The organism is Burkholderia sp. DN3021 (assembly GCF_049805555.1).
Taxonomy (GTDB): Bacteria; Pseudomonadota; Gammaproteobacteria; order Burkholderiales; family Burkholderiaceae; genus Burkholderia; species Burkholderia pyrrocinia_C.
In genome coordinates, this window is the sequence record NZ_JBNCAB010000086.1 from 20,785 (window position 1) to 33,609 (window position 12,825).

The 12,825-nt window shown below is 69.2% G+C and carries 12 protein-coding genes; 8 read left to right on the forward strand and 4 right to left on the reverse strand.

What is annotated here, in order from left to right:
- Nucleotides 1–96: 96 nt before the first annotated feature.
- From ACPUER_RS29875 to ACPUER_RS29885, 3 genes are all read left to right on the forward strand, one after another.
- On the forward strand, nt 97–1,518 hold the full coding sequence (locus tag ACPUER_RS29875) for a DUF2957 domain-containing protein (protein ID WP_175964115.1): 1,422 nt from the start codon (nt 97–99) through the stop codon (nt 1,516–1,518).
- Nucleotides 1,519–1,658: 140 nt separating this feature from the next.
- Nucleotides 1,659–2,900, forward strand: a complete 1,242-nt coding sequence (locus tag ACPUER_RS29880) for a DUF2957 domain-containing protein (protein WP_175964116.1) — start codon at nt 1,659–1,661, stop codon at nt 2,898–2,900.
- Between the two features lie 15 nt (nt 2,901–2,915).
- A complete protein-coding gene (locus ACPUER_RS29885; protein ID WP_034183948.1) occupies nt 2,916–3,749 on the forward strand; it encodes an OmpW/AlkL family protein in 834 nt (277 codons plus the stop codon).
- 184 nt (nt 3,750–3,933) lie between these two features.
- Here the strand turns inward: ACPUER_RS29885 and ACPUER_RS29890 are convergent, their stop codons facing one another.
- Nucleotides 3,934–4,863, reverse strand: a complete 930-nt coding sequence (locus tag ACPUER_RS29890) for a LysR family transcriptional regulator (RefSeq protein WP_425132860.1) — start codon at nt 4,861–4,863, stop codon at nt 3,934–3,936.
- Between the two features lie 98 nt (nt 4,864–4,961).
- Between ACPUER_RS29890 and ACPUER_RS29895 the strand changes: the two genes are divergently transcribed.
- Nucleotides 4,962–6,245, forward strand: a complete 1,284-nt coding sequence (locus tag ACPUER_RS29895; RefSeq protein WP_425132861.1) for an MFS transporter — start codon at nt 4,962–4,964, stop codon at nt 6,243–6,245.
- Between the two features lie 74 nt (nt 6,246–6,319).
- Here ACPUER_RS29895 and ACPUER_RS29900 read toward each other — a convergent pair whose 3' ends face one another.
- Both ACPUER_RS29900 and ACPUER_RS29905 read right to left on the reverse strand, forming a co-directional pair.
- A complete protein-coding gene (locus ACPUER_RS29900; protein WP_425132862.1) occupies nt 6,320–6,961 on the reverse strand; it encodes a LysE family translocator in 642 nt (213 codons plus the stop codon).
- Nucleotides 6,962–7,040: 79 nt separating this feature from the next.
- Nucleotides 7,041–8,117 (reverse strand): NAD(P)-dependent oxidoreductase, encoded by a 1,077-nt coding sequence (locus ACPUER_RS29905; protein WP_425132863.1) that lies wholly within the window; start codon nt 8,115–8,117, stop codon nt 7,041–7,043.
- Between ACPUER_RS29905 and ACPUER_RS29910 the strand changes: the two genes are divergently transcribed.
- Nucleotides 8,007–8,762 carry a Mut7-C RNAse domain-containing protein gene (locus tag ACPUER_RS29910; protein ID WP_425132864.1) on the forward strand — a complete coding sequence of 252 codons (756 nt, stop codon included), beginning with the start codon at nt 8,007–8,009 and terminating at the stop codon, nt 8,760–8,762. The two genes, ACPUER_RS29905 and ACPUER_RS29910, sit on opposite strands and share 111 nt — an antisense overlap.
- 77 nt (nt 8,763–8,839) lie before the next feature.
- On the opposite strand, the gene ACPUER_RS29915 is transcribed toward ACPUER_RS29910, so the two are convergent.
- On the reverse strand, nt 8,840–9,079 hold the full coding sequence (locus ACPUER_RS29915) for a hypothetical protein (RefSeq protein ID WP_425132865.1): 240 nt from the start codon (nt 9,077–9,079) through the stop codon (nt 8,840–8,842).
- A 402-nt stretch (nt 9,080–9,481) separates the two neighbouring features.
- On the opposite strand from ACPUER_RS29915, the gene ACPUER_RS29920 reads away from it, so the two are divergent.
- From ACPUER_RS29920 to ACPUER_RS29930, 3 genes are read left to right on the forward strand one after another with little or no spacing between them, the layout of a single operon-like run.
- Nucleotides 9,482–10,687, forward strand: coding sequence for an efflux RND transporter periplasmic adaptor subunit (locus ACPUER_RS29920; RefSeq protein ID WP_425132866.1), 1,206 nt, complete (start codon nt 9,482–9,484; stop codon nt 10,685–10,687).
- A 7-nt stretch (nt 10,688–10,694) separates the two neighbouring features.
- Nucleotides 10,695–11,393, forward strand: coding sequence for an ABC transporter ATP-binding protein (locus ACPUER_RS29925; RefSeq protein WP_175964123.1), 699 nt, complete (start codon nt 10,695–10,697; stop codon nt 11,391–11,393).
- Nucleotides 11,394–11,414: 21 nt separating this feature from the next.
- Nucleotides 11,415–12,569, forward strand: a complete 1,155-nt coding sequence (locus ACPUER_RS29930; RefSeq protein WP_425132867.1) for an ABC transporter permease — start codon at nt 11,415–11,417, stop codon at nt 12,567–12,569.
- The last annotated feature ends 256 nt before the right edge of the window (nt 12,570–12,825 follow it).

The window sequence follows — 12,825 nt, forward strand, 5'->3', positions numbered from 1 at the left end:
CGTTTCAATCGCCTTTTTTAGACGGGTTCATCAATTGACAGCAAAAATCAAGGCGGCGACATTAGCTCGCACAATTAAACGATTGGAGACAGCGGCATGTCGCACGCCTTATCGAAGGGGGTGGCAACGGCCTTTGCCATTGCCCCTTTCCTGGTTGCATGTGGTGGGGGGGATTCCGGCGGCGCGCTCGCGCCGATCAATGCGCCCCAATGTTCCGGATCGAGCTGCGGCACGCAAGGGCCGCCGCCGTCACAACCCGTCAACGGTTCGCTGTGTCCGGCCAACGCCGACATCGTGAAGAGCACGTATCTCGGCGGTGCCGGTAGCGGCGAGATCGTCAGCGTCAACATCGACGCGGTCGCGATGACGTACACGCTCAAGTGGCTCGAATCGCCGATTCCGCTGAAGACGGGCACCGTCACGCCCAGCCGCGTCGGCACGACGATCACCGGCAAGGTCATCCACCCGCCGACCGGCGCGCTGCCGACCGCCGAGCAGACGCGCTGCGCGTTCGTTCTCACGCCGGGCACGGGCCCCGCGCCGGACGGCTCGACCTATTCGACGGCCGCCGACTTCAACCAGGCGAACCCGCCGATGCTGCTCGTCGGCATGGGCGTCGCGGGCGGCGGTATTCCGGGCGCGACGATCCAGTACGACGGGCTGACGATCATCCCGGGCATCGTGCAGAACGTCGGCCAGGTGCCGAACCGCCACTTCGATTTCTATCCGTTCCTCGGCTTCGCGAACACGACGACCGACCTGTCGAAGCTGCCGGGCACGTACAACGCGCTGATCTACCACCTCGTGCCATCGGGCAACTACGCGACGAAGGGATCGAACTCGAGCGAGACGTTCGATGCGAACGGCGCGTGCACGTCGACGGGTTCGGGCGGCTGCCAGACGACCGGCGATCCGTGGAAGGCGAGCGCGAACGGCGGCTACTTCGACAGCACGAAGGCACCGCAGACGCTGCCGCAAACGCAACTGCCGATCGTCGGCGCGACCGGCAAATCGGCGACCGCGCACATGGTGATCGGCCAGCTCAACGGCGCGACGGTGCCGGTGATCGTGCGCACGGGCAACGTGAAGCTCGGCACGCCGCCGCTGCACACCGACGCGCAGGTCGACGACGAATCGGGCATCGCGGTGCTCGGCGCGGCGACGGCGATCACGTCGGGCTCGATCGACGGCGGCTACGCGGGCGCGGATTCGAACTTCAAGTACACGGCCGCCCTGATCCGCGGCAGCAACGCATCGTTCATCAACCCGACCACGCAGGCCGAGGAAGACGGCTTCACGCTCGACTACGGCCAGGCGACACCGGGCCTGCTGAACGCGAAGACGACGCCGCCAAGCGGCGCGACCTACCCGTCCGCATCGGGCGTGGTGATCGCGACGGGCGGGCTGTACGCGGCACTCGTGCAGGGCACGGTGAACGGCGGCGTCACGTCGACGTCGGCGAACTCGACGACTTCGTCGACACCGTACTTCGGCGTGGGCGCGCAGATCAGCAAGTAGCGATCGAGGACGCGGCGGCGGCACACCCGCCGCCGCGCGACGGACGAAGCGCGCGGCACCGCGCACGCAGGACGAGCACAAGCAACAGAAGCGGCCGACAGGGAGCTGGCCGCCACACAAGACAAATCTGGAGGAGCAACATGAAGCGCAACCTCATTCTGGCGGCGGCCTTTGCCGCCCCCCTTCTTTCCGCCTGCGGCGGCGGCAGCGACAACCCGCCCCCGCTCGTCGAAGACCGGCTCTGTCCCGCGTCGCTCGACTACAGCACCGTGTTTACCGGCGGCGCGGGCAGCGGCGAACTCGCCAAGGTCCAGCTCGACACGACCAAGATGACCTGGCAGGTCACGTATGTCGAATCGGCGGTACCGCGCACGACCGGCACCGTCACGCCGACCCGCGCGGGCACCGTCGACAGCGGCACGCTCACACAGGAAACGCTGCTGCCGACCAACAAGCTGAACCAGTGCGCGTTCCGCCTGAACGGCGCGAGCCTCGACTCGACGCGCCCGGCACGGATCTTCGTCGGCTTCGGCGTCGCCGGCGGCACGATTCCCGGCAAGGAAATCCAGTTCGGCGGCGTGCTCGGCCAGGCCGCGGTGCCCGACACGAAATTCCCGTACTACCCGTTCATCGGCTTCTCGTCGATCGAGACCGACATCGCGAAAGTCGCGGGCACGTACAGCCATGTCGGCTTCGGCGAAGTGCCGTCGCAGAACTTCGCGCCCGCGTCGATCGACGCGAAGGTGACGATCAACGCGGACGGCTCGTGGACCAAGTGCGACACGACCGGCCAGTTCGCCGGCGGCGCGTGCATGCAGCAGGGCACGAACTTCGTGCAGTCCGCGGACGGTAGCGGCGCGTTCCAGTCGAACAACTACAGCAGCCAGTTGAAGCCGACGCTGTCGGCGACGCCGCAGGGCAAGGGCTTCATGATCGTCGGCAAGCTGCGCAACCAGCTCGTGCCGATTCTCGTGCGCACGGGCGTCGCGAACCCGAACCCGACGCCGGACAGCAACGGCGTGCCGGGCCTCACCGCCGACGACGAATCGAGCATCTCGATCCTCGCGCCGCAGACGACGGTCGCGGCCGGCTCGCAGAACGGCGAGTACATCGGCGTCGACAGCGAGTTCAACTACCGGACCACCGCGCTGATCAACACCCAGGCAACGCTGCTCGATCCGTTCCAGCCGTCCCAGGCGTCGCTCACGAGAGTGCTCGACCTCGACTACACGCAGAAGGTGCCGGGCACGGTCACGACGACCCACACGGGTTCGGGCAGCACGTCGCCGACCGGCAAGTTCATCTTCTCGGGTGGCGTGTTCGGTTTCCTCGATAACGCGGGATCGACGCCGTATTTCACGATCGGCGCGTTCGTCCAGTAAGCGGGGGAAGCCGTGATGAAGAAAACCCTTCTCTGCGCGGCGGCCGGCGCCGCCGCACTGGCGCCGCTCGCGGCGCACGCGCAGAGCGCCGGCAGCAACGTCGTCACGCTGGGCTGGTTCCACGTGATGCCGCAGCAGAGCAGCACGCCGATGACGACCAACGTCGCGCCGACGCCGATCAACACGCCGCTGCGGCTGCCGCCGTCGTTCACGTCGCCGGGCACCGGGTTGCGCACGAGCGGCGCCGACACCGTCGGCCTGACGATCAGCCACTTCCTGACCGACCATATCGCGGTCACGTCGGTGGCCGGCGTACCGCCGGTGTTCAAGGTGTCGGGCCAGGGCACGATCAAGCCGCCCGGCCCTGCCGGCGCGCTCGGCACGCAGAACATCGGGCTGGCGTCAGTCAACCCGATCGTGAAGAGCGTGCGGCAGTGGAGCCCGGCCGTGCTGCTACAGTACTACTTCGGGCAGGCGACCGCGAAGTTCCGGCCGTTCCTCGGCCTCGGCGTGTCGTACAACTGGTTCAGCGACCTGCAGCTCAACACGAACTTCATCAAGCAGACGCAGGACAACCTCGGCGCGATTCTCGCGGCGGGCGCGGGCAAGCCGGGTACGACATCGGTGGAGGCGAAGGCGTCGTCGTCATGGCAGCCGGTGTTCAACGCGGGCCTGCAGTACAACATGACCGAGCATTTCGGGCTGATCGCGTCGGTGACGTACATCCCACTGAAGACGACGTCGACGGTGACGATCAAGGCGGCCGACGGTTCGGTGCTCGCCGAATCGAAATCGGACCTGAAGGCCGACCCGATCATCAGCTACGTCGGGATGACGTACAAGTTCTGAGCCCGGCGACGGACGACGAATGGAACGCCGCGGCAAAATCGCAGGCAAAAAAAAGCCCGCCTAAGAGGCGGGCTGAATCCATATCAGAGGAGACATGGAGGAGACAGGTGCCACTATAGCGAATCAATTTCCGCAACGCAACATTTCCGTAGAGAAAATAAGGATTTTCCCTCGAACACCCGCTCTAACTCGCTTCGTTTGCTTCTGACCCCTTCCCGGTCTCCCCTTCCAGCACTTCGGCCAGCGCATCGCGCAGCAGCGCGACGGGCCGCACCAGGCGGCCCGGCAGCGCGCCGTGCACGATCCATACGTTGATCCGCGTCTCCAGCCCCGCCGTTTCCACCACCCTCAGCGCATCGCGATGCGCGCTGCGCGCCAGCGCGTTCGGCGCCGCGATCCCGATGCCGGCGCCGCGCGCGACGAGCGACAGCTGCAGCTCCGAGCCGAACGCCTCGACCGCGACGTCGAACGGCAGCCCGGCCGCGCCGAGTGCGCGGCTCAGCGCCGAGCGCATCCCGCAGCCGTCCTGGCTCAGCACCCATGGAAAACCCGACAGCGTGTCGAGCGACAGCGGACCGTCCGGCAGCGGAAAGTCGCGCGCGGCGACGAGCACCGTCGGCTGCGTGGCGAGCAGCGTCGCGGTGAACGCGTCGGGCAGCGCCGCGCTCGCCGGCACCATCACGGCCGCGACGTCGAGCGTGCCGCGCTCGATGCCCTGCATCAGCGCCGGCGACCAGCCGGCCGTCACGCGCAGCGTCAGGCGCGGGAACGCATCGCGCAGCCGGTCGATCGGCCGCTCGAGCGCCAGTTCGGACAGGAACGGCGGGACGCCGATGCGCAGCTCGCCCGACGGCTCGCTGTCCGGCGCGCCCGCCGCCATCAGTTCATCGACCGCGCCCAGCACGTTGCGCGCGAGCGCATAGACGTCGCGCCCGGTGGCGGTCGGCTTCAGCGGCTTGCTCTGCCGTTCGAGCAGCGGCATGCCGAGCAGCGTTTCGAGGTTTTGCACACGCCGCGTCAGGCCCGGCTGCGTCAGGTGGAGCTTTGCGGCCGCGGCGACCATCGACCCGCTGTCAACCACCGCGACGAACGCCAGGAGATCACGCGTATTCAAAACAAACTCGCATAATCATGTTAGACATATTTCAATTGTCGCATAAACATCGGCCGCCTACGATGGGAATTCCCTCGACCCGCCCCCCCAGGCTTCCGATGAACTGCCCTGCCGACTCCTGTCCCGCCGCCGTTCGCACGCCCGCCGACGCGCCGCCCGCGCTGAGCGCGGGCATGACGCTGTTCTTCGCCGCGACGGTCGGCGTGATCGTGATGAACCTGTTCGCCGCGCAACCGCTGACCGGCCCGATCAGCGCCGACCTGCACCTGCCGGCGGGCCTCGCCGGCCTCGTCGCGATGCTGCCGCAGCTCGGCTACGCGGCCGGGCTGGTGTTGCTCGTGCCGCTGGTCGACCTGCTCGAGAACCGCCGCCTGATCGTCGCGACGCTCGTCGCCTGCGCGGCTGCGCTCGCGCTGCCCGCATTCACGCGGTCGGGCGCCGTGTTCCTGCTGGCGACGCTCGCAGCCGGCGCCGCGTCGAGCGTGATCCAGATGCTGGTGCCAATGGCCGCGTCGATGGCGCCCGAAGCGCAGCGCGGCCGCGCGGTCGGCAACGTGATGAGCGGGCTGATGCTCGGCATCCTGCTGTCGCGGCCGCTCGCGAGCCTGATCGCGGGCTCGGCCGGCTGGCGCGCGTTCTACGCGTTGGCCGCGCTCGCGAACGCGGCGATCGCCGTCGTGCTCGCGCTGCGCCTGCCGTCGCGCACGCCATCGACCACGGCCGGCTACCGCGCGCTGCTCGCGTCGATGGGGCGCCTGCTCGCCGACGAACCGGTACTGCGCCGGCATGCGCTGTCAGCCGCGCTCGCGATGGCCGCGTTCAGCGCGTTCTGGACCGCCGTCGGGCTGCGGCTCGCGCAGCCGCCGTTCGGCCTCGACCTGCACGGCATCGCGCTGTTCGCGTTCGCCGGCGCCAGCGGTGCGATCGTCACGCCGCTCGCCGGCCGCGCCGGCGACCACGGCCATGGCCCGGCCGCGCAGCGGATCGCGCACGGCACGATGCTCGCGGCGCTCGTCGTGCTCGGGATTGCGGGTGCCGGCTGGTTCGGCTTCGACGCGCACGCGCATCGCGGCCTCGGCCTGGCGCTGCTTGCCGGCGGCGCGGCGCTACTCGACGCGGGGGTCATCGTCGACCAGACGATCGGCCGCCGCGAGATCAACCTGCTGAACCCGGCCGCGCGCGGGCGCCTGAACGGGCTGTTCGTCGGGCTGTTCTTCGTCGGCGGCGCGCTCGGTGCGGCGCTGGCGGGCAGCGCGTGGGCATGGGGCGGATGGAGCGCGGTGTGCGGCGTCGGGTTCGCGTTCGCCGGTGCGGCGGCCGCGTTCGGCCTCTCGTCCGGGCGCCGGGCCGGCGCGACGGCGCCGACTGGCCCGCGTGCATGAGCGGACGCGAAAAGCCGAACGCCCCGCCCTCTTGCGAGGGGCGGGGCGTTCGGCGCGCCTGAGTCAGTCCGGAATCAGTGACGGACCAGCGCCATCATCGCGCCGAAGCCGACGAACAACCCGCCCGTCAGCCGGTTGAAGATCTTCGCGACACTCTGGCTCTTCAGCGTCGCGCCGATGCGCGTGCCGAACGATGCATAAACGAGATACCAGCTCACCTCGATCACCGCGAACGTGACGACGAGGATGCCGAACTGCGGCAGCGTCGGCTCGGCCGCGTTGATGAACTGCGGCAGCAGCGCGGCCGCGAACAGGATCGCCTTCGGGTTGCTGCCCGCGACCAGGAAGCCGTTGCGGAACAGCACCCAGCGCGATGCCGCCGCAGCCTGGCGCGACACGGTTTCGACGTCGGCGGCCGACGGCGCGTCGCCGACGCGCGCGCGCCACGCCTTCACGCCGAGATAGATCAGGTAGGCCGCGCCCGCGAAGCGCAGCGCGTTGAACATCGCCGGCCACGCTTCAAGAAACACGCCGAGACCCGCCGCCGACACCGACAGCATCAGCACCAGCGCGGTGAGGCAGCCGGCCATCGTCGACGACGAGCGCCGCAGCCCGTGCCGCGCGCCATGCGTCATCACGAGCAGCATGTTCGGGCCCGGAATCGCCGACACGACGAACACCGTCGCCACGAAAAGCCACCACGTATGCAAGTTCATGCCCGCCTCTGCGTGAAAGAAGGTAGAAAGACGAAACGCGGATTATGCCGTGCGCGCCGCGCTTCTGTCTCGCCCGGGGTCAGCGGCCCGCGCGGCGCAGCGCGACTTCGCCGAGCACCGCGAAATCCTGCTCGCCGCCGCCGTGCGCGAGCGCATCGAGCAGGCTGTCGCGCACGACGCTCGCCACCGGCAGCGGCACCGACGTGGCGTCGCCGGCCTCCAGCGCGAGCCGGACGTCCTTCAGCCCGAGGCGGGCCTTGAAGCGCGCGGGCTCGTAACGCCGTTCGGCGATCATCGAGCCGTAGCCTTCGTAGACGGGCCCCGGAAACACGCTGCTCGTGATCACGTCGAGGAAGTCGCGCATCGCGACGCCATGCGCGCCCAGCAGCGCGGACGCCTCGCCGAGCGTCTCGATCGCCGACGCAAGCGTGAAGTTCGCGGCGATCTTCGCGACGTTCGCGTGCTGCGGCAGCGAACCGAACCGCCAGGTCTTCTGGCCGATCGCGTCGAACAACGGCTGCACGCGGTCGATCGCCTCGGCCGGACCGCCCGCCATGATCGTCAGGCGCGCGGCGGCCGCGACGTCGGGACGCCCCATCACCGGCGCGGCGACGTAGTCGATGCCGCGCGACGCGTGCGCATGCGCGAGCGATTCGGCGAGCGCGACCGACACCGTCGCCATGTTCACGTGGATCAGGCCGCGCGGCGCCTGCGCGAGCAGCGCATCGTCGAACACGGCACGCGCGGCCGCGTCGTCGCCGAGCATCGAGAACACCGCGTCGCCGCGAAACGCGTCGGCCGGCGTGTCGACGATCTGCGCGCCGAATGCCGCGAGCGGCTCGGCCCGCTCGCGCGACCGGTTCCAGACCCGCACCGTGTGCCCCGCCTTCAGCAGGTTCGTCGCGATCGCCTGCCCCATTTCGCCCAGCCCGATAAACCCGAGATCCATTGCCCGCTCCTTCGTTCGGTGAAGCCGCGAGTTAAACACAGATGCCGGCCGTCTGCAGCGCCTGCCGCCGGCCGGGCGCGGTGCGATACTGCACGGATGACGACCGCGACCTTCCGCTTCCACGGCGAACTGAACGCCTTTCTCCCGCACGCGCAGCGCGACCGCGCGTTCGGGCACGCGTGTGCGCGCGATGCGACGGTGAAGCATGCGATCGAGGCGCTTGGCGTCCCGCATACCGAAATCGGCCGGCTCCGCGTGAACGACGCGCCGGCCGCGCTCGACCGGCCGCTCGACGACGGCGACCGTGTCGAAGCCTTTCCGGAACGCGCGCAGCCGGCCAACGGTGCAACCGCGCCGCAACCGGAACAATGGCGCTTCGTCGCCGACGCACATCTCGGCGGCCTCGCGCAACTGCTGCGCCTCGCCGGCTTCGATACCTGCTACGACAACCACTACCGCGACGACGAGCTCGCGGCGCTCGCCGGCCGCGAGGGCCGGGTCGTACTGACCCGCGACCGCGAGCTGCTCAAGCGGCGCGCGGTCGCGCGCGGCTGCTACCTGCACGCGGTGCAGCCGGCCGACCAGTTGCGCGAACTGTTCGAACGGCTCGATCTCGCGCCGCACATGCGGCCGTTCCGGCTGTGCCTGCGCTGCAATGCGCCGCTGCATCCGCTCGACGCGGAGGCCGCCGCGCCGCGCGTGCCGGACGGGGTCCGGCAGCGGCACCGGCGCTTTGCCGCGTGCGACGTCTGCCGGCGCGTGTTCTGGGAAGGCTCGCACTGGCGGCGCATGCGTTCGGTGGTCGACGAGATGCGCGCGCCGGCGCCGCCGGCCAGCCCCGGCGACGCCTGAAAAAACAAAACCCCGCATGCCGAAGCATGCGGGGTTTTTCGACGGGTGGCCGGCAGCACCGGCCCCGGGCGAATCGCTTAGTTCTGCGTGCCCTTGTCGTTCGTGCCAGCAGCCGAAGCGGCAGCGGCCTTTGCCTTGCCCTTCGCCGAACCGTGGCTCTTCAGCTGGTGTTTCGGCTTGCTGTGATCCTTCTTCATCGGTGCCGAAGCCGGAGCCATCGCGTCGCCCACCGGCGCCGATGCCGTCTCCTGTGCGAATGCCGAAACCGATGCGAGTGCGAATGCTGCGGTCATGATCGAAGCGAGCGTCTTCTTCATTGTTCTTCCTTTAGCGGAGAAAAAGTCAAACGTACCGGTAAGAGATGCGAGGCATTCGCATCGGAACGCCAGTCGCGCCGGAGTTTCCGGTCGCCGCCGGGCGGCCGGCTTGCGCCGTTTCGCCGCGACAAAGACTGACGTACTGGCTCCATAACGCGCCGCCTTCGCGGCAAGTTGACACGCGGCTTGCGCCTCTCGGGTTTTCCCCGACGACGCCGGTTTCCGGCCGCCCCGGCATGCATATCCGGCATCGCGCGGCCCGTCCGCCGGCGGCCGCGGCGGCCCGGCAAACCGGCTCTCGCGCGCTGCCCTGCGACGCTATACTGGGCGTCCATCCGTCCCTTTCCCCGGAAACCGGATCGCGGCCGGTCGCCAGACCGCCGCCGTCGCGAGGCGCTCAAATTGCCCGATCACAATCTGGACAAACTGAAAATCGACCGGCGTCCGATCGCGCCGGTGCCACGGCGGCGCCGGTGGGTCCGCTATGCGGTCGCCGCCGCGCTCGTCATCGTCGCGATCGTCGCCGGCGTCGCGCTCACCGGCCGGCCGACGGTCGAAACCACGTCCGTCACGTCCGCCTACCCGTACCAGAACGACACGCAACTCAATGCGACTGGCTACGTCGTGCCGCAGCGCAAGGCCGCGGTCGCGTCGAAGGGCCAGGGGCGCGTCGAATGGCTCGGCGTGCTCGAGGGCACGCGCGTGAAGAAGGACGAGATCATCGCGCGCCTCGAAAGCCGCGACGTCGAGGCGTCGCTGGCACAGGCGCTCGCGCAGGCGAAGGTCGCCCGCGCGAACCTCGGCGTGCAGCAGGCCGAGCTGAAGGACGCCGCAATCGCGTTGCGCCGCACCGCGGCGCTCGCGCCGAAGGGCGCCGTGCCGGCCGCGCAGCTCGACATCGACACGGCCCGCGTGAACAAGGCGCGCGCGTCGCTCAGCAGCGGCGAAGCCGCGATCGCGTCCGCCGACGCCAATGCGCAGGCCGCGCAGGTCGCGGTCGACCAGACGGTGATCCGCGCGCCGTTCGACGGCATCGTGCTCGCGAAGCATGCGAACGTCGGCGACAACATCACGCCGTTCTCGTCCGCGTCGGACAGCAAGGGTGCGGTCGTGACGATCGCCGACATGGACACGCTCGAAGTCGAGGCCGACGTCGCCGAATCGAACATCGCGAAGATCCGCGCCGAGCAGCCGTGCGAGATCCAGCTCGACGCGCTGCCCGACCTGCGCTTCGCGGGCCGCGTGTCGCGCATCGTACCGACCGTCGACCGCTCGAAGGCCACCGTGCTCGTGAAGGTGCGCTTCGTCGACCGCGACGACCGCGTGCTGCCCGACATGAGCGCGAAGATCGCGTTCCTGTCGAAGCCCGTGTCGGCGCCGGACCGGCAGCCCGTGACGGCCGTGCAGGCGAGCGCGGTCGTCGAGCGCGACGGCCGGCCGGTCGTGTTCGTCGTGCAGGACGACACCGTGCGCGCAGCGGCCGTGACCACCGGCATGCGAATCGGCGAGCTCGTCGCGATCCGCGGCGTGAAACCCGGCGATACGGTCGTGCTCGCGCCGGGCGCGAAGCTGAAGGACGGCGCGAAAGTGGCCGTCGCGAAGAAGTAGCGCCAGCGTGAACGACGCGCCGCCGCCCCTCGTCGAGATCAGCCACGTCGCGAAGTCGTACCGGCGCGGCAGCCAGATCGTGCCCGTGCTGACCGACATCACGCTCGATATCGGCGAAGGCGACTTCGTCGCGCTGATGGGGCCGTCGGGTTCCGGCAAGAGCACGCTGCTGAACCTGGTGGCCGGCATCGACCGGCCAGACAGCGGCGAGCTGCGCGTGGGCGGCCTCGACATCTCGCAGCTCGCGGAGGCGCAGCTGGCCGAATGGCGCGCGGCGAACGTCGGCTTCATCTTCCAGTTCTACAACCTGATGCCCGTGCTCACCGCGTTCGAGAACGTCGAGCTGCCGCTGATGCTCACGCACCTGTCGCGCCGCGAGCGGCGCGAGCGCGTCGAGCTCGTGCTCGACATGGTGAACCTCGGCGACCGGATGACCCATTACCCGTCCGAACTGTCGGGCGGCCAGCAGCAGCGCGTCGCGATCGCGCGTGCGCTGATCACCGATCCCGTGCTGATCGTCGCCGACGAGCCGACCGGCGACCTCGACCGCGTGTCGGCCACCGACGTGCTCGCGATGCTGCAGCGGATGAACGCCGAGCTCGGCAAGACGATCATTATGGTGACCCACGACGCGCACGCGGCCGGCGCCGCGCGGTCGCTCGTGCATCTGGAAAAAGGGGAGCTGATCGATGGGTACGCCGGCTGACCGGCTGCGGGAGCGCACGCGATGTACGTGCTGAAGCTGATCGCGCGCAACGCGCTGCGGCACCGGCTGCGCACGCTGCTGACCGTGCTCGGGCTGACCATCGCGGTGCTGGCGTTCGGGCTGCTGCACACGGTCGTCGACGCGTGGTACGCGGGCGCGGCCGCCGCGTCCAGCGGACGGCTCGTCACGCGCAATGCGATCTCGCTCGTGTTTCCGCTGCCGGTCAGCTACGAGAACCGGATACGCGGCATCGAAGGCGTGACGGCCGTGGTCCGCTCGAACTGGTTCGGCGGCATCTACCGCGACCCGAAGAACTTCTTCGCGAGCTTCGCGGTGTCGGAGAACTATCTCGACCTGTATCCGGAATTCATCATTCCGGCGCAGCAGCGCGCCGACTATAACCGCGACCGCCGCGGCTGCCTGGTCGGACGACAGCTCGCGACGCAGTTCGGCTTCAGGATCGGCGACGTGATCCCGCTGAAGGGGACGATCTATCCCGGCACGTGGGACTTCGTCGTGCGCGGGATCCTCGACGGCCGCGACGATTCGACGATCACGCGCCAGTTGGTGTTCCACTGGGACTACCTGAACGAGACGGTGCGGCAGCGCACGCCGAAGCAGGCCGACCAGGTCGGCGTATTCGTGCTCGGCGTCGCGAATCCCGACGACGGCGCGGCGATCGCGCGCAACGTCGACGCCGTTTTCAAGAACTCGCTCGCCGAGACGCTGACCGAGACCGAGCAGGCGTTCCAGCTCGGCTTCGTCGCGATGTCGAACCAGATCATCGCGGCGATCCGCCTGGTGTCGTACGTGGTGATCCTGATCATCATGGCCGTGATGGCCAACGCGATGGCGATGAGCGCGCGCGAACGCACGGCCGAATACGCGACGCTGAAGGCGCTCGGCTTCGGCCCCGGCTTTCTCGCGCTGATCGTATTCGGCGAATCGGTCGTGATCGCGGTGGCCGGCGGCGGGCTCGGGATCCTCGCGACGCCGCCCGCCGCGAGCCTGTTCAAGCAGGCGGCCGGCAGCATCTTCCCGGTGTTCAGGGTGTCGGCCGAGACGGTCGTGCTGCAGGCCGCATGCTCGGTCGCGGTCGGCGTCGCGGCCGCGATCGTGCCGGCGTGGCAGGCGGCGCGCGTGCGCGTCGTCGAAGGCCTGCGGGCAATCGGGTAGGTTAGGGTCTGTTTCCATATGGAACGTGCATGCGAATGCCCGAAATCGCTCGTAGGGCAAGGAGTGAGGAGCGCCGTTTGGCCGCGCCAAACAAGCGACGAACAACGCCGCCATACGGGCGATTCCGGGCATTCCCGTGACATGATTTTTTTAATTTGGGGTTGCCACGAGAACGGCCGCTCGCCGCGTTGCGCTCCTTGGCGATACGTCCAGTATTCGCGGCGTCGCGCGCCTCGCGAGCGGCCGTTCTCGTGGC